Origin of the sequence: Cyanobium sp. N5-Cardenillas (genome assembly GCF_024345515.1) — a bacterium.
Taxonomy (GTDB): domain Bacteria; phylum Cyanobacteriota; class Cyanobacteriia; order PCC-6307; family Cyanobiaceae; genus Cyanobium.
Window position 1 is genome coordinate 1 of sequence record NZ_JAGQBG010000006.1, and the last position, 21,602, is coordinate 21,602.

General features: G+C 71.6%; 22 protein-coding genes and 1 tRNA gene. 7 read left to right on the plus strand and 16 right to left on the minus strand.

Annotated elements, in window-relative coordinates; translation table 11 throughout:
• From KBZ04_RS00940 to KBZ04_RS00965, 4 genes are all read right to left on the minus strand, one after another.
• Positions 1-790, minus strand: a 790-nt coding sequence (locus KBZ04_RS00940; protein ID WP_254990043.1) for an AAA family ATPase, incomplete at its 3' end; no start/stop codon positions are given.
• Complete coding sequence (locus KBZ04_RS14155) at positions 787-4,590, minus strand: UvrD-helicase domain-containing protein (protein ID WP_261350780.1); 3,804 nt, start codon at positions 4,588-4,590, stop codon at positions 787-789. The genes KBZ04_RS00940 and KBZ04_RS14155, both read right to left, overlap by 4 nt.
• On the minus strand, positions 4,587-7,886 hold the full coding sequence (locus KBZ04_RS00960; protein ID WP_254990044.1) for an exodeoxyribonuclease V subunit gamma: 3,300 nt from the start codon (positions 7,884-7,886) through the stop codon (positions 4,587-4,589). Before KBZ04_RS00960 ends, KBZ04_RS14155 begins: the two co-directional genes overlap by 4 nt.
• Positions 7,887-7,896: 10 nt before the next feature.
• A complete protein-coding gene (locus tag KBZ04_RS00965) occupies positions 7,897-8,574 on the minus strand; it encodes a metallophosphoesterase (protein ID WP_254990045.1) in 678 nt (225 codons plus the stop codon).
• A 121-nt stretch (positions 8,575-8,695) separates the two neighbouring features.
• On the opposite strand from KBZ04_RS00965, the gene KBZ04_RS00970 reads away from it, so the two are divergent.
• Positions 8,696-9,040, plus strand: a complete 345-nt coding sequence (locus KBZ04_RS00970; RefSeq protein ID WP_254990046.1) for a hypothetical protein — start codon at positions 8,696-8,698, stop codon at positions 9,038-9,040.
• A gap of 13 nt (positions 9,041-9,053) precedes the next feature.
• Here the strand turns inward: KBZ04_RS00970 and KBZ04_RS00975 are convergent, their stop codons facing one another.
• Together KBZ04_RS00975 and KBZ04_RS00980 are read right to left on the minus strand one after the other, a co-directional pair.
• Positions 9,054-9,374 (minus strand): MgPME-cyclase complex family protein, encoded by a 321-nt coding sequence (locus KBZ04_RS00975; protein ID WP_254990047.1) that lies wholly within the window; start codon positions 9,372-9,374, stop codon positions 9,054-9,056.
• A gap of 13 nt (positions 9,375-9,387) precedes the next feature.
• On the minus strand, positions 9,388-10,137 hold the full coding sequence (locus KBZ04_RS00980; protein ID WP_254990048.1) for a pyridoxine 5'-phosphate synthase: 750 nt from the start codon (positions 10,135-10,137) through the stop codon (positions 9,388-9,390).
• Positions 10,138-10,376: 239 nt separating this feature from the next.
• Here KBZ04_RS00980 and KBZ04_RS00985 point away from each other — a divergent pair, with 239 nt between their 5' ends.
• From KBZ04_RS00985 to grxD, 4 genes are read left to right on the plus strand one after another with little or no spacing between them, the layout of a single operon-like run.
• Entirely contained in the window at positions 10,377-11,003 is a 627-nt protein-coding gene (locus KBZ04_RS00985; RefSeq protein WP_254990049.1) for a lysophospholipid acyltransferase family protein, read from the plus strand.
• Positions 11,004-11,032: 29 nt separating this feature from the next.
• The gene (locus KBZ04_RS00990) at positions 11,033-11,611 is read left to right on the plus strand and encodes a hypothetical protein (RefSeq protein ID WP_254990050.1); all 579 of its coding nucleotides are present in this window, start codon (positions 11,033-11,035) and stop codon (positions 11,609-11,611) included.
• A gap of 47 nt (positions 11,612-11,658) precedes the next feature.
• The gene (locus tag KBZ04_RS00995) at positions 11,659-11,892 is read left to right on the plus strand and encodes a BolA family protein (RefSeq protein ID WP_254951994.1); all 234 of its coding nucleotides are present in this window, start codon (positions 11,659-11,661) and stop codon (positions 11,890-11,892) included.
• A gap of 23 nt (positions 11,893-11,915) precedes the next feature.
• Complete coding sequence (gene grxD, locus KBZ04_RS01000) at positions 11,916-12,239, plus strand: Grx4 family monothiol glutaredoxin (protein ID WP_254990051.1); 324 nt, start codon at positions 11,916-11,918, stop codon at positions 12,237-12,239.
• Between the two features lie 34 nt (positions 12,240-12,273).
• Here grxD and KBZ04_RS01005 read toward each other — a convergent pair whose 3' ends face one another.
• The gene (locus tag KBZ04_RS01005; RefSeq protein ID WP_216900277.1) at positions 12,274-12,540 is read right to left on the minus strand and encodes a DUF6761 family protein; all 267 of its coding nucleotides are present in this window, start codon (positions 12,538-12,540) and stop codon (positions 12,274-12,276) included.
• A 203-nt stretch (positions 12,541-12,743) separates the two neighbouring features.
• On the opposite strand from KBZ04_RS01005, the gene KBZ04_RS01010 reads away from it, so the two are divergent.
• Positions 12,744-13,535, plus strand: a complete 792-nt coding sequence (locus KBZ04_RS01010; RefSeq protein WP_254990052.1) for a response regulator transcription factor — start codon at positions 12,744-12,746, stop codon at positions 13,533-13,535.
• 9 nt (positions 13,536-13,544) lie between these two features.
• Here KBZ04_RS01010 and KBZ04_RS01015 read toward each other — a convergent pair whose 3' ends face one another.
• The 7 genes from KBZ04_RS01015 to KBZ04_RS01045 all read right to left on the minus strand — a co-directional run bounded on the left by KBZ04_RS01015 (position 13,545) and on the right by KBZ04_RS01045 (position 19,052).
• Positions 13,545-14,093, minus strand: coding sequence for a hypothetical protein (locus KBZ04_RS01015; protein WP_254990053.1), 549 nt, complete (start codon positions 14,091-14,093; stop codon positions 13,545-13,547).
• Positions 14,090-14,371 (minus strand): hypothetical protein, encoded by a 282-nt coding sequence (locus KBZ04_RS01020; protein ID WP_254990054.1) that lies wholly within the window; start codon positions 14,369-14,371, stop codon positions 14,090-14,092. The genes KBZ04_RS01015 and KBZ04_RS01020 overlap by 4 nt, the downstream gene beginning before the upstream one ends.
• A gap of 61 nt (positions 14,372-14,432) precedes the next feature.
• Entirely contained in the window at positions 14,433-15,368 is a 936-nt protein-coding gene (locus KBZ04_RS01025) for a carbon-nitrogen hydrolase family protein (RefSeq protein ID WP_254990055.1), read from the minus strand.
• 8 nt (positions 15,369-15,376) lie between these two features.
• The gene (gene crtH, locus KBZ04_RS01030; protein ID WP_254990056.1) at positions 15,377-16,939 is read right to left on the minus strand and encodes a carotenoid isomerase; all 1,563 of its coding nucleotides are present in this window, start codon (positions 16,937-16,939) and stop codon (positions 15,377-15,379) included.
• A 47-nt stretch (positions 16,940-16,986) separates the two neighbouring features.
• Positions 16,987-18,384, minus strand: coding sequence for an FADH(2)-oxidizing methylenetetrahydrofolate--tRNA-(uracil(54)-C(5))-methyltransferase TrmFO (gene trmFO, locus KBZ04_RS01035; RefSeq protein WP_254990057.1), 1,398 nt, complete (start codon positions 18,382-18,384; stop codon positions 16,987-16,989).
• On the minus strand, positions 18,384-18,506 hold the full coding sequence (locus KBZ04_RS01040; protein ID WP_015108528.1) for a photosystem II protein Y: 123 nt from the start codon (positions 18,504-18,506) through the stop codon (positions 18,384-18,386). The genes trmFO and KBZ04_RS01040 overlap by 1 nt, the downstream gene beginning before the upstream one ends.
• A gap of 30 nt (positions 18,507-18,536) precedes the next feature.
• Positions 18,537-19,052, minus strand: a complete 516-nt coding sequence (locus KBZ04_RS01045; protein WP_254990058.1) for a gamma carbonic anhydrase family protein — start codon at positions 19,050-19,052, stop codon at positions 18,537-18,539.
• 60 nt (positions 19,053-19,112) lie between these two features.
• Between KBZ04_RS01045 and KBZ04_RS01050 the strand changes: the two genes are divergently transcribed.
• Positions 19,113-19,184 (plus strand) — tRNA-Lys (locus tag KBZ04_RS01050).
• A 45-nt stretch (positions 19,185-19,229) separates the two neighbouring features.
• On the opposite strand, the gene KBZ04_RS01055 is transcribed toward KBZ04_RS01050, so the two are convergent.
• Together KBZ04_RS01055 and KBZ04_RS01060 are read right to left on the minus strand one after the other, a co-directional pair.
• Positions 19,230-19,919, minus strand: coding sequence for a response regulator transcription factor (locus KBZ04_RS01055; RefSeq protein ID WP_254990059.1), 690 nt, complete (start codon positions 19,917-19,919; stop codon positions 19,230-19,232).
• A 51-nt stretch (positions 19,920-19,970) separates the two neighbouring features.
• Entirely contained in the window at positions 19,971-21,542 is a 1,572-nt protein-coding gene (locus KBZ04_RS01060; protein ID WP_254990060.1) for an iron uptake porin, read from the minus strand.
• Positions 21,543-21,602: the final 60 nt, after the last annotated feature.

Below are 21,602 nucleotides of genomic sequence, written 5' to 3' on the forward strand. Positions count from 1 at the left end.
GCACCAGCCGGCAGATGGTGGGCAATGCCTCCAGCAGGGCGGCCATCAGGCCCAGGTCCAGCATCGACACCTCATCCACCACCAGCAGGTCGAGCTCGAGGGGGCGGCCGCGGTGGCGGCCGAACCGGTCGCCGCGGCTCTCCAGCAGCCGGTGCAGGGTCGTGCAGGGGATGGTGCCCCCGGTGGCGGCCCGCAGGCGGGCCGCCGCCTTGCCGGTGGGTGCCGCCAGGTGGAGGCGGCCGCCCGGCTCCATGGCCCGGTGGGCGGCGATCATGCCCGCCACCGTGCTGGTCTTGCCGGTGCCGGGCCCCCCTTCCAGCAGCACCAGCCCGTGGCTCAGCACCGCGGCCACCGCCTGCCGCTGGCGCCCATCAAGGCCCGCCAGGGCGCCGAGGCCCTGGGCTCCGGCCCCTTCGCTGGAGGCCGATGGTTCCAGGATGCCGGCACGGGCGATCAGGGCCCCGATCACCTCCTGCCGCTGCCGCTGCCAGCGCCGCCACTGCAGCCGTCCTGCCTCCAGGACCATGGGGCTGTCCGGATCCCGGCAGAGCGGACTGTTCGCCAGGGCGCCGCGGTGCTCCTCGGGCCAGGACGCTGCGCTCACTTCGGCCGGTGCCGGTCCGTTCAGATCCAGCTCCAGATCCCCCCGCCCCAGGGCGGCGCTGAGGGCGTGGATCAGCTCGCCGATCAGGGGACCGGGGGGGGTGCCGTAGAGACGCGGCAGGGCTTCGGCCAGGCTGGGGCCGAGGGCCGTCAGCCAGGGCTGGGAGGTGGGGCTGGGGTCCCTCATGGCGACCCCGCTCCGCTGCCGGCGGCGGCGTGGCCGCCCAGGGCGCCGTCGAGGGCGAGCACCCTGGCCAGGGGGGGCTGTTCCACGAACAGGCCCGGCACCGCCCCTGGCAGGGCCTGCATCCCCAGGTCCCCGGGGGCGCCGCGCAGGAAGACGTAGGCATAGCCCCCCAGATGGCGCTCCGGCGCGTAGTCCGGCAGGCGCCAGCCCAGGTAGCGGTGCAGGGCCACCAGGTAGAGGTGGGCCTGGAGGGGGTAGTGGCTGTGGGCCATCAGGGCGGCCATCGCCTCCTGGCCGTAGTGGCGGGGGCCACAGGCCAGGGGGCGGCCCTCGCTGTCCCGCCGGCCCAGCCAGTTGCTCTTCCAGTCGGCCACCCACCAGCGCTCCTGTCCGTCGGCCCCCGTGGCGGTGAAGATCAGGTCGATGGAACCGGTGAGGAAGCCGCGGCTGGCCACCGGCAGGGCCGCCACCGTGGCGGCATAGGCGGCCCCGAAGGCGCCGCCGGGGTGGTCGGCGAAGGCCGCCGCCAGGCCCGCGGCCCTGGCGAAGCCGAGGGTGAGATCGAAGTTCATCTCGTTCAGCCGGCGCTCCGGCCCCAGGTCGGCCACCCGCAGGGACCCCAGCTCGGCGCCGAAGGGGGTGAGGCGCACCAGCTCCAGTCCCTGCAGCAGCGGCTCCAGCGGGTCCGACTCCAGGCCGGCCCGGCGCAGCTCCCGCTCCACCAGCTCCCGGTTCGCGGCCGCATCGGTGGGAAGGCGGTAGTCCAGCTGCTCCAGCATCCGATGCAGGCAGTCGCCGGCGGCCGCACCGCGGGCGAAACCGGCCAGGGGGCCCTGCTCGGGCCACAGGTCGGCGCCAGCCTCCGGGGCCTCCTCGGCGGGGCTGGGATCACTGGTGTCCCGGCCTTCGTCGAGGGCCGCCACCGACACCGGGGTGCCGTGGACAGTGCGGGTCCAGGCGGTGTAGCTGCTGCGGCCCCAGGCCGTGTCCAGGCGGCGCAGGGGCACGGGGCCGCAGCCCAGGGCGGCGATCGCCTCCGGGGGCTGGGGCCGGCGGCGACGGTTGGGCGGCTGCGTGGGGGGCTGGCGCAGATCCAGCTCCAGCGAACGCTGGGTGATCTCCTGCCGCAGCCGCGCCTGCCAGTCGTCGTCGCCCAGGGCCGCGGCAGAGTCCCCATCCTCGGGATCGGGCAGGGGCTCGCCGGGAAACAGCCAGGGGAACAGGGGGTTGGCCTGCTGCCCCTTCGCCGGTGCCCAGGCCAGCACCAGCAGGTGCTGGGCGCGGGTGACGGCCACGTAGGCCAGCCGCTCCCGTTCGGCCCGTTCGGCCTGCCGCTGCTGGCGGAGTGCCTGCCATCCCTGGCCCCAGGAGGGGCGCAGGTGAAGGTCGAGGTGGGACGCGGCGCTGCCGGGCGGCTGCCAGCGGATCCCTGGCCGGTGCCGGCCCGATGGAGCGGTGCCGGCCGCCTCCCAGAGATAGGGGCAGACCACCACGGGAAACTCCAGGCCCTTGCTGCGGTGCACCGTGATCACCGTGACCGCCTCGTCCACCTTGTCGCTGTGGGCCTGGTGGGACTCCGGGATGGTTCCGGCGGCCCGGCTCTGGTCCAGCCGCAGCCGCCGCAGCCAGTCGGCGGCGGCCTCCAGGGCGAGGTGCTCCATGTGCAGCCGTTCCTGCAGCAGTTCGGCCACCTGCTGCAGATCCGCCAGCAACCGGCCGCCGGCACTCAGTCGGGCCAGACCTTCGCCGTCCACCAGCTGGGAGAGCACCCCGAGCGGTCCCTGATCGGGCAGATCCCTGGCCAGGGCCTGAAGCCGTCCGGCCAGCTCACTCCATGCGCCCGGCTCGGTGGCGGCGATCCGCTCGGCCGACCAGGCGAGCAGGGGGGAAGCGGCCAGCAGTCGCAGACGGTTGGGATCGGCCGGATCGGCGAGGGCATCCAGCAGCCGCTGCAGGGCGGTGGCCGCCGGGCTGGCGAACACATCGGCCTTGCTCACCAGCCGGCTGGCGATGCCCTGGCGCTCCAGGGCGCTGCGCTGCTGCTCCGCCTGGTGGTGGTTGTGCACCAGCAGGGCGATGTCGCCGGCACGGAGGGGGCGGGCGGGCTGGCCGTCGCCGGCCACCAGGGCGGGGGCCTCCTCCAGCAGCTCCGCGACGGCCCCGGCCACCTGGTCGGGCAGCCGGCTCTCCAGCCCGCTCCTGCTCGGCAGGGGGGCCCCGGCCGTCCGCTCACTGCCAAGCCAGAGCAGGCGCAGCGGGGCCATGCCGTCGGGGCCGCGGCGCCGGGATCGGGCCTGCACCACCGGCACCGGCAATAACGAGCGGGGCAAGCCCGCCGGGGCCATCAGCCTGTTGAGGCCATCGATCAGCGCCGGGCTCGAGCGCCGGTTCTCCTGCAGGGCGAGCACGCGGGCGGCGCTGCGGCGGGCCCGCCGGTAGGTGTCCAGGTCGCCGCCACGGAAGCGGTAGATGGCCTGCTTGGGATCGCCCACCATCACCAGCAGGTGGGCGTCATCGGCGAAGGCCAGTCGCAGGATGCGCCATTGGACGGGGTCGGTGTCCTGGAACTCGTCGATCAGGGCCGCCCGGTACCGCTCCCCCACCGCCCGCAGCAGGGGCGTGGCCGCCGTGGCCTCCGGGCCCGGGTCGAGTCCCTCGAGCAGCTGGGCGAAGCCGATGCTGCCGCTGCGTGCCCGCCGCCGGGCCAGCTCGGCCCGTCCCCAGTGGCAGCCATGCAGCAGCACCGCTTCGGCCGGACCCTCCCGCAGGGCGGCCACCGCCTGCAGCAGGTCCGGGCAGGGCAGCCGGATGTCCCGCTCCGGGCCCTCCACTGAACGGGCCATTCGGCAGAAGGTTTGGGGGTGGAAGTACCCCTCCAGCTCCTTCTCGGTGCGGACGGCGGCGTAACTGCCGCTGTCGTCCTGCCCGGCGAGCCAGTCCTCGACCCGCCCGCAGTGATCGGTTCTGGGCTTGGCGGCATAGGGCGTGGTGCTGCCGGCGCCCGCGGCGCGCCACTCGCCGGCGGCGTTCCGGAAGGCCTGATCCAGGTCCTGGCCCTGGGCCGCCCAGGCCTGCCGGAAGCGTCTCCAGGGCTGGTGCCACAGCGTCTCCTGCTGCTCCACCAGCGGCCGTTCCAGGTCCAGTCCTTCCGGCAGGGGGTCGAGCACCAGGCCGGGGTCCCCGTCGAGCAGCTGCAACAGGCGCTCCAGGTCGTCCAGGCCGGCAGCCGTCGCCAGCCCCTCCACCAGGTGCAGGGGAAGGGCCAGCACCTGCTGTTGCCAGTAATCGTGGGCGACCTGGCGCACCAGTTCACCGGCATCGGTCTCCACCGTCAGGTCCGGCGGCCGGGCGGCCTCCATGGCCTGGCGCCGCAGCGTGCGCTGGCAGAAGCCATGGATGGTGGTGATGTCGGCGGCGTCGAGCTCCTCGAGGGCCAGCAGCAGCAGGCCCTGCACCGTGCCGCGGGCTCCGGCCTCGCCCGGCTGGAGCTCCAGCCATTGCTCCAGCACGGGATCGGGTGCCCGCCAGCCGGGGGGGGGCTGGAGGCCGGTGAGGGCCTCCTGGATCCGACGGCCGATGCGGTCGCGAAGTTCCGCCGCCGCGGCGTTGGTGTAGGTCACGACCAGCAGCTGCCGCAGCCCCAGCCGCCGCTCGGCCAGCAGCCGCAGCACCAGGTGGGCCAGAGCAAAGGTCTTGCCGGTGCCGGCGCTGGCCTCCAGCAGCAGCACGCCATCGTCGAGGGGGACGGCGTTGGCATCGAAGTTTTCGGGGGGTGAGCCCTCGGCGGTGGCGGCGGTCATGGCCCCCCCTCCGCCGCCAGCAGGGGGGAGAACAGGGCGTCGGCCAGCTCCAGCACCTCCAGTGTCAGCAGGGACTCCGCCGGCAGGCGGGCGCCGAAGCAGGTCTCCATCTCGGCCCGTTCCCGCTCGCCGCTCAGGAAGCCGGACCCTTCCCAGGTGTCGGCGGCCTTGGTCCGCCCCTGGCCGGGCCGCTTCCGCTCGGCCACCACGTAGCTCCAGCCCGTTTCCGGGGGTACCGGCCAGCCCTGACGGCTCCAGTCGCGCTGCAGGCCGGCCAGCCGTTTGAGTTCGTCGCGGGCCGCCTGGGGCGCCGGCGCCCTCAGCTCCAGGGACGGAGCGAAGACGTTGTCTTCGCGCGCGATCAGCACGCCCCGGGCCGGGGCGTCGGCTGCCGTGGTGTCCTCGGCCGCGGCGGCCGCGAGCAGCAGCTGCAGCCACAGCTCCAGCCGGTGGCCGACGCGGGCCCGGGCCGTGTGCACCAGGACCACCGTCTCGCCGCGCCACGGGACCGGGGCCTGCCAGGGTCCCCACTGGTGGCTGACCTGCCGCGGGGGGCCGAGCTGCTCGAGGGCCGCCGCCAGGCTCGACCAGCGCCGTTGCAGCAGGCCCGCTTCCAGCCCCCCCGCCGCCCTGGGGGGCAGCAGACCCTGCCCGCGGTGCCAGTCGAGCCAGTCCGCCGCCGTGCCCGGGTCTCCGTCGCCGGGGTCGCCGTCGCAGCGCTGCAACCTCCCGCGCAGCAGGGCGGAACGCTCCCGCTCCCCCAGGGACAGGGCCTCAAGGTCGTCGATGCGCCGGTCCCATTCACCGGGCCGCAGGCCCAGGGACCGGAGCCAGTGCGTCTGGGGGGCCGCCAGCCAGTCCCGCAGGTCGCTGAAGGCGCCGACGTCAGTGGCTGTGGGGGCTTCCAGGGGGCTTGGCCCCCCCAGCAGCGGCGCCGGCGGCGGCGGTGGATCACCGCTCAGGCGGCGCACCGCCTCCAGCAGGCGCCGGTCGCACGAGGGGGCCTCCCGTCCGGCGGCGGGCAGGAAGTTGCGCCGATCGAGGGGGTTGGCGGCGTGCTCCACCTGCAGAGACGCCATGGCCTCCGGGCCCAGCTGACCGGCCAGCCATTGCAGCCACTGGCCCACCGGGCCGGAGGGGGGCAGGGCGGCGCCGGTCCGGTCGTCGCGGCAGCTCCAGCTGATCAGCAGGTGGTCCCGGGCGGAGAGCAGGGCCTCCATCAGGACATAACGGTCCTGGTCGGCGGGATGGGGATCGCCGAGCTGGCGCTGGCCCTCCATCAGGTGGAAGGCGGGACGGTCACCCTGCCGGGGGAACAGGCCCGCCTCCAGCCCCATGAGCACGATCACCCGGTACGGGATGGCCCGCATCGGCTCCAGGGCGCTGATCGTCAAGGCGCCGCTGCGGTGGCCGAAGCGGCCGCTTTCGGCCCCGAGCCGCTCCCGCAGCACGGCCGCCACCACCGGGGCTTCGAGGCCCAGGGGACAGCTGCCGGCGGCGGACTGCCAGGCGTCGATTGCCGCCATCAGGTCCGGCCGCTCGCCGGCGGCCTCGCCCCCATCGCCGAAGAGGTCGTCGATGAGTTGCCGCAGCCGTTCCACCCAGATGGTCACAGGGCCACAGCGACGCAGCTCCCCCAGCCAGTGGCGCAGCCGGCCGAGCAGGTGCAGCCAGCGGCCGGTCAGCTCCAGGGGCACGCCCCCGTCCCAGGGGGCCGTGTCGCCCGGCGCCAGGCCCGCGTCGGCGGGCAGCACCAGGCCGAGCAGCAGCCGGTCGATGGCCCAGGCCAGGCTGTGGCAGGCGCCATCCTTCTCGTGGGCGTCCAGGCCCCAACGGAAGCCCGCCTCCTGCAGGGCCTCCACCAGGCGGGCCGCCTCCCTGGCCTCGAGGCCGAAACGGTCCAGCAGGGGCGCGCAACCCAGCAGGGTCTCCAGGCCGGAGGCGGTGAGGCGCGTGCCGGCCAGCTCCAGGAGCAGCAGCAAGGTGCTGCCGAGGCCGGCCCCCTGCTCCTGGCTGCGGTCAGTCAGTCGCCAGGGGAGGTCGACCTCCGTGGCGTGGCGATCGCCGAACACCGAGGCCACCAGGGGGGCGAAGCTGTTGATGTCCGGCGTCATCACCAGGATGTCGCGGGGTTCGAGGCTGGGGTCGGCCGCCAGCAGCTGCAGCAGGCGGTCGCGCACGATCTGCACCTGCCGCAGCCGGCCAGGGCAGGCATGGAACTCCAGGGAGCGATCCTGCGGATCCACCTGAAGGGCCGCTATCCGACTGGCGTCAGCCAGCTGGTCCTGCAGCTGGGCCAGCAGGGGGGCCGGCCCAGCGCCGCCGGCCGCCGCGAAGAAGAGGTCCTTCTCCTGCTCCTCCCCCAGCTGGGCCTCGCCGGTGCCCTCCAGGAGTTGCTGAAACTCCCCCCCCAGACGGCCGAAGCGGGCCTCCAGGCCCGGGGCCTCCAGCAGCCAGCTGGCTTCGAGCGGCTGGCGCAGGGCCAGGGCATCACTGAGCTGGCGGCGACGCTCGCCGCAGCGTTGCCAGAGGTCGCGGCAGGGGGTGAGCAGGTAGAGGTCCACCGACCGATGCAGGCCCAGGGCCTGGAGCAGCTGCACCTGGACCGGCGCCATGCTGCTGAGGCCGAAGAGACGCAGGGGGGTGCCGCGGGCCTCCTCGGCGAGTTCACCGCGGCGCAGCCTGCCGACCAGTTCCTGCACCCGGCGGCCGAATGGTTCCTGGCCCAGCTCCAGGAGCAGGCGGCGGTACAGCAGGGGCTGCCAGCGCTGGTTCGCCGGCAGGGGCCGGCCGCTGGCATCGATCGCCTGCCCCGCCTCCCAGGCGCCCAGCAGCTCCGGCCGGTAGAGGGCGTAGTCATCGAAGGCATCGGCGATGGCGCGCCCCAGCTGCCATTGGCCCAGTTCCAGCTGATCCCCGCCGCCCCTTTCCGCCAGCCAGTGGCGCAGCGGCCCCCCCTCCGGCGCGGCGGCCACCGCCGGCAGCAGGCCTAGCAGGGGCCAGACCAGCTGGTCGGCGCGCCAGGGATCGGCCGCGCCCCCACCGGCCACGGGCTCCCCTGGGGCCAGCAACTGCTCCACCAGCTGGCGCAGATGGCTTCCCGGGAACGGAAAGCGCAGGTTGGCGGCGATGCCGCCCAGGTGCTCGGCCAGCTGCTCCCCGAGCCAGCGGCTGGTGGGCCAGGTGTTGACCACCACCTGCACCTGCTCGAAGGGATCGGGGGGCTGCAGGCGCAACTGGGTGGCCAGCACCCGTGCCAGCAGTTCCGCCCTGTTGCTGCGAAAGACCGTCAGCAAGGGGCCGGGCTCAGAGGGCGCAGCTCAGGGCTGGGCCGGAGGAAAGGGTGGTCAGGGAGCGGCCGCCGGCCACGGGCAGGCCGCTGACGCAGCGGGTCTGGCGCGTTTCGGGGCAGTAGGCGGTGAGGTCACCGCCGTAGCAGGCACCGGTGTCGAGCAGCACGATCGACCGCAGCCGCCGTAGGTCGGGTCCGGGGGTGTGGCCAACGATCACCTCACCGAAGCGGTTGTCGTAGGCCTGCCAGAAGGCCAGTCGGATGTTGAGATCGGGCTGCCAGGTGCGCGGGTCGAAGCCGGCATGGGTGGCCACCCAGCCCCGACCCCAGTAGGCCAGGGGCAGCTGGTCGAGCCGGTCGCGCCAGAGGCGGCAGCGGGCCTCCCCCAGCTGGCGGTAGGTGTCGTTGCCGTTCAGTTCAGGATGGCTGGTGGGAGCCAGGCCCAGGTCGAGCCGGGTGACCAGATCCCGTTCATGGTTGCCCTTGAGCCACACGGCCCGGCCGCGGCAGACCAGGTCCCAGACCAGTTCCATGGCGGCCTCGATGCGGGAACCGCGGTTGATCACATCGCCGCAGAACACCAGCCTGTCCCCGGGAGGCAGCTGGGCCACCAGCCATTGCAGAGCGTCCGCGCAGCCGTGCACATCCCCGATCACCCAGTGGTGCGGAGGACGGTGGTCCAGGAACGTCATCAAGAAGGAAGCTTCCTCCCAAGTGTTGCCCTTGAGGTGGGCTTCTGTCACCCCCACAGGGCCTGCAGGGCTCCAGCGCTGATACGGTGCGCCCTCGGTGCACCCCAGGAGGCCAGGGGCGATGGACCTGAAGGATCTGCCGGTCACGCAGCGCGTCAACGCCCTGGTGAAGGCCCTGGACGGGGCCAAACGCACCAATGAGGCCCTGGCCCGCTGCAGTGACGGCGACGCCATGCTGGATGTGCTGCTGGATGCCTCCTCCCGGCTGGGGCTGGGCCTGACCCGCTGGGAGCTGGAGAACACACCGCCGATCCGGGACTGGATCTGGTGGAAGAACAAGGAAGCGCCCCTGACCATCGGCGACAGCAAGCCCCGCTATCAGCAGGACGGCGGCCAGGGAAAGCCCCGTCCGGAGGGCTCCACCGATGGAGAGCAGCCCAGGCGGCGCTTCCTGGGTCTGTTCTGAGGGTCTGTGCTGTTCAGGCCAGGGTGGCCAGCGGGTCGGGGATGGCGCCGCTCGGAGCCTCGAAGCTCCCTTGGGCCACGAACTCCAGGCGCAGCTTCATGAAGGTGATGAACTTCTCGTCGGTGGACACCACCGCCGCCGCGGGCCGGGGGACCGATGCCGCGGCGGCGGCCAGCTCGGGCGCCTCCAGGAAGGTGGGGCGTTCCAGGAGCCAGAAGTCGATGGTCTTGTCCTTCTCGGCGTAGTTGCGGACGCGTTCGCGCAGCACCTCCTCCAGGGGTTCCTCCTCGAGCAGGAAGGCGCGGCTGGCGGCGACGAAGTGGTAGCGGGTCATGGCGGGTGGGGCCTCAGGGCTGGCGGTCGCCGAACAGCGGGTCGCGGCGGGGATTCTGCACCAGCGCCCGCATCTGGCGCACCGCCTCCTGAAGGCCGACGGCCAGGGCACGGGCCACGATCGTGTGGCCGATGTTGAGCTCCTCCATGGCCTCGATCGCCGCGATCGGCTCGACGTTCTGGTAAGTGAGGCCGTGGCCGGCATTCACCCGCAGGCCGAGGCCCCGGGCGATTGCGGTGGCTTCGCTGATCCGGGCCAGCTGGACCGGCTGCTGCTCCCAGTCGGCCGCCGCATAGGCGCCGGTGTGGAGCTCCACCCAGCGGGCCCCGCAGCTCCGGCTGGCCTCCAGCTGGGCGTCGTCGGGGTCGACGAACAGGCTGACGCCGATCCCTGCGCCCATCAGCCGGCCGACCAGGGGCGCGAGGCTCTCCACCTGCCCGGCCACGTCCAGGCCCCCCTCGGTGGTCACCTCCTCGCGGCGTTCTGGCACCAGGGTGACCATGTCGGGGCGGAGGCGCAGGGCGATCGCCTCCATCTCAGCGGTGGCGGCCATCTCCAGGTTGAGGCGGGTGCGCACGGTGGCCCGCAGCAGTTCCACGTCCCTGTCCTGGATGTGGCGCCGGTCCTCCCGCAGATGCACGGTGATGCCGTCGGCGCCGCCCAGCTCGGCCAGCAGGGCAAAGCTCACCGGATCCGGCTCCACGGTGCGGCGGGCCTGCCGCACGTTGGCGATGTGGTCGATGTTGACCCCGAGGCTGGCCATGGGCGGCAGGTGGCTGAAGCGATCCTGACCGAACCGTATCGGTCACCGCGGCCGCAGGCCCAACTGCCCGCGTCGGCCCTGCAGTGGGGGGATTCAGCCCCTAGTTTCGATTTCGATGTTCTGCCGGTTCAAGAGTGTTGGCGGCGCAGACGCCCTCCGGATCAGGCCTCTCCGCGGCGATCAGCCCTCGGGAGAATTCTCTGTGTGGCGGCATCAGTCCCTGGCTGTCGCCGCTGGCGATGGTGGTCACCATCGACCTGGTGCTGAAGGGCTACTTCGGTGAGCTGAAGGTGCTCGGTCGGGAGCATCTGCCCATGCACGGGGCCGTGCTGCTGGCCCCCACCCACCGGGCCCGCTGGGACGCCCTGATGCTGCCCTGGGCGGCCGGTCGCCGCATCACCGGTCGCGACTGCCGCTTCATGGTCACGGCGGATGAAATGAAGGGGCTGCAGGGGTGGTTCCTGCATCGCCTCGGCTGCTTCCCGGTCGACCAGGGCCGCCCCACCCTGGCCAGCCTGCGCTTCTCCGTGGAGCTGCTGGCCGCAGGCCAGCAGCTGGTGGTGTTTCCCGAGGGCCGCATCCGGCGCGAGGACAGCCCCTTCCGCCTGCACCAGGGGCTGGCCCGCCTGGCGCTGCTGGCCGCCTCCCAGGGCGTGGACGTGCCGGTGGTGCCGGTGGGCATCGCCTATGGCCACGCCGATCCCCGCCCCGGCGATCAGGCCGCCCTCTGCTTCGGCCACCCCCTGCGGGCGGCGGGTCAGGGTCGTCAGGCGGCTCTGGACTTCAGCGCCGAGCTCGCCGCCGCCATGGAGTCGGCCGAGCAAGCGGCCCGCATCGAGGTGGGTCGCCCGATCGGCTCCCCGTAAAGTTCGCCCGTTACCCGTCAGGCGTCGACGTGATCAGGCCTTCCGCCATCCCTTCCCTCCGATCCGCTCGGCCATCGGGCATCGCCGGGGTCTGCGGAGGCGCCCTGGTCCTGCTCGCCCTGGCCCAGCCGCTGCTCCAAGCGCCGGCCCGGGCCCAGGCCACGACACCCCAGACGGTGCAGCCCGCCGGCACCGATCTCACGCTTTCCTCGGTGAAGGCCCTGCTCTCCCGGGGTGATGCGGCTGTGGCCAGCGGCAACCTGGCCGAGGGGCGGCGCCTCTATGACCTGGCCCGGGATGCCAGCCGGCGACTGCTGGGCTTCTACCGCGATCTGAGCGGCTCCTTCCGGGGCCTGGATGCCCGCATCCCCAGGGAAATGGATGACAAGGGGCGGGAGGCCCTGACGCTGCTGGCCGAGAGCAACCTGAGGCTCGCGGCCCTGTTCCGCCGCCAGAATCAGCCGGAGGTGGCCATCCCCCTGCTGGTGGAGGTGGTCAAGATCATGACCCCCACCAACGAAGGTGGCCGCAAGGCCTACCAGCAACTGGTGGAACTGGGTTTCGTCATCACCCCCTACACGGCACCTGGATCGTCCACCGGCGGCTGATCGTCCTTAGATTCCAGCTTCCCGTCATCCCCCCGATCCCCGCCGCCATGGTGCAACCGGAGCAGGTCAAGGACGCCATCCGCCGAGCGCTTCCCGATGCCGCCGTGGAGGTGGAGGACCTCACCGGTGGTGGTGACCACCTCCAGGTCAAGGTGGTGTCCGGCGCCTTCGCCGGGCTCAACCGGGTGCGGCAGCACCAGCTCGTCTACGGCGCCCTGCGCAGCGAGCTGGCCAGCGAGGCCATCCATGCCCTGGCGGTGCAGACCTCCCTTCCCTCCTGATTTCCTTTTCCGATTTCGTCACCATGGACGCCAGCACCCGCCAACGCATTGACGACCTGATCACGGCCAGCCCCGTGGTGGTCTTCATGAAGGGCAACAAACTGATGCCTCAGTGTGGATTCTCCAACAATGTCGTCCAGATCCTGCAGTCTCTGGGTGTGCCTTTCGAGACGTTTGACGTGCTCTCCGACATGGAGATCCGCCAGGGAATCAAGGAATTCTCCGACTGGCCCACGATCCCCCAGGTGTATGTGAAAGGGGAGTTTCTCGGTGGCTCCGACATCCTGATCGAGATGTACAACAGCGGCGAACTGCGCGAAAAGCTCGAAGTCGCCCTGGCCTCCTAGGCCCGTTCACGGCCAGCACCGGTCGAGGAGCCGCTCAGTAGCGGCTCGTTTCCATGAGCAGCCGGGGTTGGCCGTCTGGGCCCAGGAAGCTGGATGGGTCCTGGATCCAGCGGTCGATCAGTTCCTCCAGCCGCCGCTGGGAATGGTGATCCAGCACGGCTGTGCGCCGCAGCGCATGCAGATACCCGTCGGCGTACAGCCGCAGCTCGGAGGGTCCGTGGTGACGATCGGACAGGGCCTGGCAGGCATCACACAGGGACTGGAAGTGGCGGATCGCGTCGGGATGTTGGAGTGCTGTCATGGCTGGGGTCGGGCCCCTGGCGTCATTGTGGCGGCGAGAGCCGGCAGATGGACCCATCCTGCCGTGCCGCGACCGCCTTTCGGGAGCAGACAGTTGACAAGGCATCGCCCGTCACCGGCGTCCACGCACATTTCCAGTTAGCGTTGGCTCACTCAATCGGCTGTCGGCACTTCCGCTTCTGATTTCATCGTGATGCCGAGGAGATGCCCGTGGCCCAGGACAAACTGACCGACCCCGGAGGCACCCCGCGCAGGGTCCTCGTCGTCGACCCCCACGCAACCCTCCGCACGGTGCTGGCTCAGCGCCTCCGTCAGGATGGCCACCTGGCGGCGGCGGTCGCCACGGCCCGAGAGGCCCTGGAGATATGCCAGGAGCAATCCCCCGATCTGCTGGTGAGTGCCGAGCTGCTCGAGGAAACCTCGGCCCTGCGCCTGGCAGCCCAGTTGCACTGTCAGGTGATGGTGCTGACGGCCCGTTCCGGGTCCGAGCCCGTGGTGGCCCTGCTGGATGCCGGCGCCGACGACGTGCTGCGCAAGCCCTTCGGGCTTGAGGAACTGGCCGCCCGCTGCCGCACCCTGCTGCGCCGCAGCGGCAGCGGTCTGCAGGAGCGGGTCTGTGTGGGTCCCCTGGAGGTGCACCTGCTGCTGCGCCAGGTCACCCTGCGCGACCAGCCGGTGGAGCTCAGCCCCCGGGAGTTCGCCCTGCTCTGCGCCCTGCTGATGCCCCCGGGGGTGGTGCGCAGCCGCCAGGAACTCCTGCGCATGGCCTGGCCTCCATTCAGTGGCGGGCCGCGCTCGGTGGATACCCAGGTCCTCACCCTGCGCCGCAAACTCGAGCAGGCCGGTCTCGGCGAAGGGGGGGCGATCGAGACGATGCGCCAGCAGGGATACCGCTTCAGCCTCGACACCCTGCCCGAACTCAGCGAGGAGGCTGCCGGGGCCGCCGGTTCCGGACTGCTGCTCACGTCCCCGAGCAGCTCCAGCCGGCTCAACTAGGAAGGAAGATCAGCCTGGAGTCACCAGGAAGGCAAGGAATTCTCCGGTCAGCAGCAGGGCGGACAGCAGGGCCAGCAGCTGATAGGTCCAGGGGGGGCTGATCCGGCCGATCCCTTCGGTGGACAGTCCCGTGCCCCTGGAGAAACGGTCCAGGAAGTCGTCGAAGCGGGCCACCCGCTGGGGCAGCAACCAGGCGGCTCCGCTGCGGCCATCCTCCGCGGCAAGGCTGCGCACGTAGTACACACGGCCCCCCTGGCTGGTGGTGACCGGAGTGAGTGCCGTGATGTGGCTCCAGGGCAGCTGCCAGCCGCGACGCAGCAGCCAGGAGCACCAGCTCGGGTGGCCCACCCGCAGCCCCTGGCCATCGAGCTCCACCCGCTCACTGGTGATGGCCACCACCAGCACCAGGCCGGCGATGGCCGCGAGCAGCAGGGGAAGGACCAGCGGCTGCGGTGCCAGCAGGGGCAGCGGCAGCACGAGGGCCAGGTAGAGGCCCAGGAGCGTGAAGCGGATCAGCGGTGCCATCGGGTAGCGATGGCATGACGGCTCGGCGCTCATCGGTCCTCGGGGGATCCGGGCAGGGGCTCGATCACCTGGGAGGGCTGGTAGCGGCCCCCGAACACCTCCGCCTCCCGACCCTTCCAGAAGCTGCCGAGGCGCATCAGATCGGCGTGGGCTTCACCGAGGCGCTCGACGTACTCGTTGGGCTCCATCGTGTCCTTGGCCTCCTTGAGCTTGCTGAGGCGAAGCAGGTGCCAGACCCAGGGCTTGCCCATCTCGCCCCTGGCCTCCAGGTAGCGCGCCAGGTCAGAGGAGCTGGGGATCGGAGCCGCCATGGATGCGAAACAATTATTTACAAATCGTACTGATGTCCCCATCCGGGTGTGGTTCGTGGCTTCAGTAGAGCTCGGGCCGCAGGTCCTCGTGGTAGCGGGTGGCGGCGGGGTGGGTGGGCCCGTATTCGTCGGGCCGGCAGTCGGCGATCAGCAGGGTGGGTTCGGGCCGGGCGGCGGCCAGCACATCGCCATGGGGGCCGCAGATGAGGCTGTTGCCCAGGTAGGCCGCCATCACCCGCCCGTTCACCGTCTCCTCGCCGCAGCGGTTGGCGTAGGCCACGAAACAGCCGTTCTGGAAGGCATGGGCCGGGATCAGGGTGCGGGACACATCCGGGTAGGGCCGGTCGGTGCGCTCACCGGTGCTCAGCTCGGCCCAGGCATCGGCGGCCGTGGGAATCAGCACCAGCTTCGCCCCCTCCAGCGCCAGCCGCCGGGTGAGCTCGGGGAACTCGGCCTCGTAGCAGTTGAGCAGGCCCACCCCCACCCCGTTCACCGGCTGCACCGTGATCGCCGTGCCCTCCTCGGGGTGGCGGTAGCCGGCGCTCCAGCAGCGCTTCTCGTCCGGTCCCCAGAGGTGGGTCTTGCGGTAGTTGCGCAAGAGCGTGCCGTCCCGGTCGACCAGGGCGATGGCGTCGTAGAAGCGCTCCTCACCGGCCACGGTCGCCCGTTCGGCGTAGGGACAGGCCACCGCCAGCCCATGGCGGCGTGCCGCCGCGGCCACCCGCCGCAGGCTGGGGCCGTCAACGGGTTCGGCCAGCAGCCGCGCGATGGCGGGGGTGACGATGTAGCCGGTGAGGTAGAGCTCCGGGAAGGCCAGCAACTGCACCCCGTGGCCCGCCGCCAGGGCGCAGACCCGCTCCAGCCGCTCCAGGTTCTCTTCGAGGGCCTCAAGGGTGCCGGCGCTGCCGCTGCCCTGCCAGATCCCCAGCCGCAGGCCCTCTCCGGCGGCCGGGGGCTGCGGCCGCACGACGCAGTGCAGGCGATGCTCGGGAACCATGGGGTGCTTCACGCCGGCAGGTTCCAGGGATTGAGGCCCAGGTCGGCGCCGATGCGATGGGCGCAGGCGAATCCGCTGAAGGCCACCGCATTCAGCCCCTGGCCGGGGAAGCAGGAATCCCCGACGCAGTAGAGATCGGGGATGGCGGTGCGATTGAAGGGCATCGGCAGCAGGCCGGGCAGCCGCAGGGCCGGCACCGGCCCGTAGCTGCCGCCGTGGCGGCCCAGGAAGCGGCGGTGGCTGCGGGGGGTGCCGATCTCCCGGTGGGTGATGGCCCCCTCCAGACCGGGCAGGATCGCCTCGAGGCGGCGGATCAGCCGGGAGGCGGCGGCCTCCTTGGCGGCCTTGTAGGCACCAGGGGCGAGCCCCTGCCAGGTGGCCATCGCCGAGGGGGTGAAGGTGTGCACGATGTGGTGACCGGCCGGGGCCAGGGAGGGATCCAGCAGGGTGGGGATCGAGACGAAGATCACCCCCTGCTCGGCCTCCATGTCCTCCCAGCGCTCCAGCAGCAGGTGGTGGACATGGCTGCCAGGGGGGATCGCCTCGGCCTTCACCCCCAGGTGCAGGGAGAGGAAGGAGGAGGAAGGTTTGTAGCGCCGGCGCCAGGTGCGCTTGGCCGCCGGGGTGTGGGCCTCGTCCACCAGGGAGCCGAAGGTGTCCCAGCGGGTGGCGTTGCTCACCACCCGTCGGGCGCGGATCTCCTCGCCGCCGGCCAGCCGCACCCCCACGGCCCGGCCGTTCTCCAGAAGCACCTTCACCACCCGCGAGCGGTAGTGGATCGCGCCGCCGTGGCTTCGCAGGCCAGCCGCCAGCTTCTCGGCGATCACCCCGACGCCACCTCTGGGGTAGTTGATGCCACCGGCGTGGCGATCGGAGAACACCATGCCGGCGTTGATCATCGGCGTGCGATCGGCGGGCATCACCGACCAGCAGAAGCACTCCATGTCGATGAACTTCAGCAGGGCCGGATCGCTGATGTGTGCACGGGCCACGGCCCCCACGTTCACCGGCAGCCAGCGGGCCAGCCCCAGGCAGGCCAGGGGCGCCTTGAAGAACACCTTGGCCAGGTAGGCGGGGTCCTCCAGCGACAGCAGCGGCATCGCATCAAGGCAGCGGAACACCTGCCAGCAGGTGTCGTAGAAGGCGCGGATCCCCTTGGCCTCATGGGGGAACAGGGCGGTGAGATCGGCCAGGAAGCGCTCGTAGTCGCGGTCGACCGCCACCTGGAGGCCACCGGGCAGGTGGTAGGCCAGTTGGGCGGGGTCGGGGATCGTTTCGCAGTGCTCGCCCACATCGGCCAGGGCGCGGGTGAGCAGGTTGGTGTGGCCCTGGGTGCCGAAGCCGAAGATCATCGAGGCGCCGACGTCGAAGGTGTAGCCCTCGCGCTGGAAGCTGCCGCCACTGCCACCGGGGATCAGGTAGCGCTCCAGCACCAGCACCGTGGCCCCCTTGCCCGCCAGCTGGCTGGCGGTGACCAGCCCGCCGATCCCTGAGCCGATCACGACGACGTCCCAGGGGCGGCCATCGGCCGTGGTGAGGGGGGCGGCGGCAGAAGGGACGGTGGCGGTCACCGGAACCAGGCGAACGGGGGCGGCCCGACCCTAGGAAGCGGCCCCCCTCAGCCGGCTGCGGCGACGGGCACCGCCGCTGGCTTCCCCGCCTGGCGCTGGGCCTCCCAGCTGGCCAGGTCCCCCAGGGACCGGTCACGGTAGGCGCCGTAGCGGCGGCGTTTGTCGCGGATGCGCTCAGGCAGCTCCGGCATCAGGCCGAAGCTGGGCGGCATCGGCTGGAAGCCCCCCTTGCGGGCGCCGTGGCTGCGCTCGGCCTCGCTGATGAAGGCCAACAGGGCGCCGGCCATGGTGGTGGCCGGCAGGCACAAGGGAGCCAGCCCCCGCACGAGGCGGACGGCGTTGGTGCCGGCCAGCCAGCCGCCCGCCACCGCGGCCGCATAGCCTTCGGTGCCGGTGATCTGGCCGGCGGCCAGCAGGGTGGGCCGCTGGCGGAACTGCAGGGTGGGATGCAGCAGCTCGGGGGACTCCAGGAAGGTGTTGCGGTGCATCACCCCGAAGCGCACGAAGCTGGCGTTCTCCAGGCCGGGGATCATGCGCAGCACCCGCTGCTGTTCGCCCCACTTGAGGTTGGTCTGGAAGCCCACCAGGTTCCAGAGCTGGCCGTCCCGGTCCTCCTGGCGCAGCTGCACCACCGCGTGGGCCCGCTTGGCGCGGCGCACGTCGCGGTCGTGCAGATCGCCCCAGCGCGGATCCCAGAGGCCGATCGGTTTGAGGGGGCCGTAGCGCATCGTGTCCTCGCCGCGGCGGGCCAGCTCCTCGATCGGCAGGCAGCCCTCGAAGAAGGTGGCGCTCTCCTGCTCGAAATCCTTCAGCTCCGCCTTCTCCGCCTCCAGCAGGGCGGTGCGGAAGGCGAGGTACTGCTCCCGGTCCATGGGGCAGTTGATGTAGTCGGCGTCGCCCTTGTCATAGCGGCTGGCCCGGAAGGCCACCGACAGGTCGATGCCCTCGCCCTCCACGATCGGGCTGGCGGCATCGAAGAAGTGGCAGGACTCCCGCCCGGTGAAGTGGAGAAGATCCTCGGCCAGGGCGGCGCCGGTGAGGGGGCCGGTGGCCAGCACGGCGATCTCGTCCGGGTCCGGCAGCGCCAGCTGCTCACGCCGCTCCACCGTCACCAAGGGATGGGCCTCCACGGCGGCGGTGAGGGCGGCGCTGTAGCGGCCCCGATCAACGGCCAGGGCGCCACCGGCGGGCACCGCATGGACATCGGCGGTGCGGATCACCAGCGAGCCCAGGCGGCGCAGCTCCTCCTGGAGCAGGCCGGCGGCCCGGTCGGGGGAGAGGGCGCCGAAGCTGTTGCTGCAGACCAGTTCGGCGAAATCGCCGCTGTGGTGGGCCGGGGAGGGGCGCACCGGCCGCATCTCCACCAGCCGCACCGGAATCCCGGCTTCGGCGATCTGCCAGGCGGCTTCGGTGCCGGCCAGGCCGGCACCGATGACGACGACCATCAGGCGCGGGCGCGCTTGAGCATCAGTTGCAGCTGACCCACGGCGGCGCGGCCGATGTTGAAGGCGGCCCAACCCACGGCCAGGAGGATCGGAGCAGCGACGAGCAGCAGCCGGAGGTCCATGGCGGGGGAGGGGAAAACGATGTCGGGATCCTAACGGAGTCCAGCGTGAACCTCCGCCAGCTGGCGGTAACGGCGGGCGTGCTGGCGCTGGGCCTCGATCGCGGCGGCATCGAGCTGCCGTTTCACCACCGCCGGAGCCCCCATCACCAGGGCGCCGGCGGGCACGTCGCGGGTGACCACCGAGCCGGCCGCCACCAGGGCCCCGGCCCCCACCGTGACGCCGTTGAGGACGATGGCGCCGATGCCGATCAGGCAGCCGTCCTCCAGCGTGGCGCCATGGACCACGGCCCGGTGGCCGATGGTCACGTCGGCGCCGATGGTCACGGGCTGGCCTGGATCCCCGTGCAGGACGGCGCCGTCCTGCACGTTGCTGCCCTCCCCCACGGCGATCTCGCAGACATCCCCCCGGGCCACGGCGGTGGGCCAGAGGCTGGCCCCCGCCGCCAGCCGCACATCGCCGATCACCACCGCCGTTGGGGCCACCCAGGCGGCGGCGTCGATGCGGGGGGCGTCCCAGCGGCTGGGCCAGGCGTCGGGGCTGGTCATGGGTGGCGCGGCTGGCGGGCTTGGAGAGGGTCGCCGCCGGGTGATAGCTTCCCCAGCGACGGGTCGCTAGCTCAGCGGTAGAGCATTCGGCTTTTAACCGACTGGTCCTGAGTTCGAATCTCAGGCGACCCATCCCCATCCCCATCTCCAGAGCCGCTTGAGCAGGCGCCGCCTGCCTCAGCCCAGTTGCACCATGCCGCAGCGGACCCCCTTGAGCACGGCCTGCAGGCGGTTGTTGACCCCCAGGGTCTGCAGCAGCCGCTTGGTGTAGGTGCGGGCGGTGGCGTCGCTCACCACCAGCTTGCGGGCGATGTCCCGGTCGCTGAGGCCGCTGGCCAGCAGGTCGAGCACCTCGTACTCCCGCGGCGTCAACCGGGGACAGCTGAGGTAGGGGAGTTTGCCGGAGCGCAGCGAAGGGCTTCGGTAGGAGTGGTGCCCCATCACAGCGATCACAGCGGCCTGCAGGGGCCGCTGGTCGTCGACGATGTCGGCTTCGGCCACCACGGCCTCCAGCCAGGGGGCGTGTTCGAACTCAGCAGGGATCACATCCCCGAGGGCCAGCATCACCACCTTGAGATCGGGATAGAGCGCCTTGGCCCGACGGGTGAGCTCAAAGCCGTTGCCGCTCTCCAGGTGATCGGTGCACAGCAGCAGGTTGTAGGGATCCCGCTTCAGGTAGTCGAGGCAGCCCTGTTCGTGGGTGATGGCGCAGCCGATCAGGCTGCGGTCGCTGATGCTCTCGCACAGGGCCCGCAGCAGGAAGCGACCCTTCATGGCGATGGCCACCTTTCCCCCGGCCGCCACCGTGAGCAGCACCTCATCGAAGGTGTTGCCCTCCAGGCTGCCAAGGAACGGCGTGAGATCCATGGTGGCCAGGCCATCCAGGTCCTGGCCATCATCCGACCCCGCCGGGCGGGATCAGAAGCGGAAGCTGGTCTTCACCAGTCCGCCCAGCTGTCGGAACGTGGTGCCTGGCGTGGTGTCCTGCCCCAGGGGCCGGCTCAGGTAGAAGAGGGCCGGGGTGACGCTGATGCTGTCGGTGACCTGCCACTTGTACCACCACTCCCAGGCAAAGTTGCCGTCCTGGGGCGTCTGGCCGTCGGCCAAGGCCGTGGCGAAGATGGGCTGGCCCACCGCCATGCCGAGGGCGTTGCCCTTGATGAAGGCGTCGTCCCACTGCAGGCCCACCATCCACGACTGGCTGGTGCGCAGGGCCCCGGGAGCCTGGGCGGTGTCGTAGCTGGTGCCGTTGATGCCCCAGCCCAGGCTGATGGAGGGAATCCAGCCGGAACTGGCCGGTTGCCAGTAGCCGCTGACGCCGAAGGCATCGGTACGGCTGTTGGGGTTGGCCTCGAAGGTGAGCCCCGTGAAGGGGGTGGTGCCCGGCACCCCCACCCCCGACTGGATGCGGGAGTAGATCGCCGCCAGCCCCCACTGCTCCTTGGCATAGCCGATCTGCACGGTGCCGGTGCCGGCCGAGGCCACGGTGCCGATGCCGCCGATGTTGGGATCCCCCACATCACCGTTGGCGGCCACGTAGCTGGTGCTGATGCTGAAGCCGCCCTGCTGCCACCAGAGACCGGCCCCCGGGCCGAGGTTCTTGTTGTAGGCCGCCGGGGCGCCGTTGAGGGTGAACAGGTTCAGGATGGTGTCGGAGGGGTAGGCGCTCGGCCAGAGGGCGAGCATGTCCTCCTGGCCGACGCGGCCGCCGAAGGTGGCGGTGAACTGGCTGCCGATCGGGAACTGATAGAAGATCTTGTCGATCGCCACCACGTCGCCGCAGTCGGCGGCGCCACCGCAATCCTCCTGGAAGGCCACCTCCAGGGTGGAGAGCCCACCGGTGGGACCGGCGCCGCCGAAGGCGGAATCGGCGAAGTTGCCGGCCCGCAGGATCGTGCGCAGCAGGTCCTTGCCGCTGAAGCTGGTGTCGAAGCTCAGCTGGATGTCGTAGCTGAAGGTGGTGGCCCCCACGGCGGCCCTGGCGGCATCGACGTTGGCGGTGTCGCTGCCCGAAAACGCATTGGCGCCGATCACGAAGGTGGCCTGGCCGCTCAGCTTGGTGGTGGTGGAGAACTGGGTGGCTTCGAGCTCGCCCACCTTGGCCTCCAGGCCATCGACGCGGCCGCGCAGCACGGCGAGTTCCTTCTCGAACTCGGCCATCAGGCGCTTCAGCTCGTCGGTCACTTCGGTGATCCGGTCGAGGCAGGCGTTGAGCAGGGCCGCCGCTTCGTAGCGGGTCATGGCCTGGCCGCCCTTGTAGGTGCCGTTCGGGTAGCCGGCGACGCAGCCGTAGCGCTCGATCAGGTTCGACAGGGCCTGGAAGGCCCAGTCGGTGGGCTTGACGTCGGAGAATTGGTTGATGCTGGTGACTTGCTCTTCGGCGGCGTACTTGTTGACGCCGTCGATGTTGAGCTCAGCAGCCTGGACCGCCACGGGGGCGAGCAGGCCGAGGGCTGCAGGAGCAACCAGCAGTTGCTGGAAGAGTTTCATGGGTTCCTCACACGGAAGCGGCGCAATGCGCCAAATGAAGAATCCCCCGGGGGGACCTGA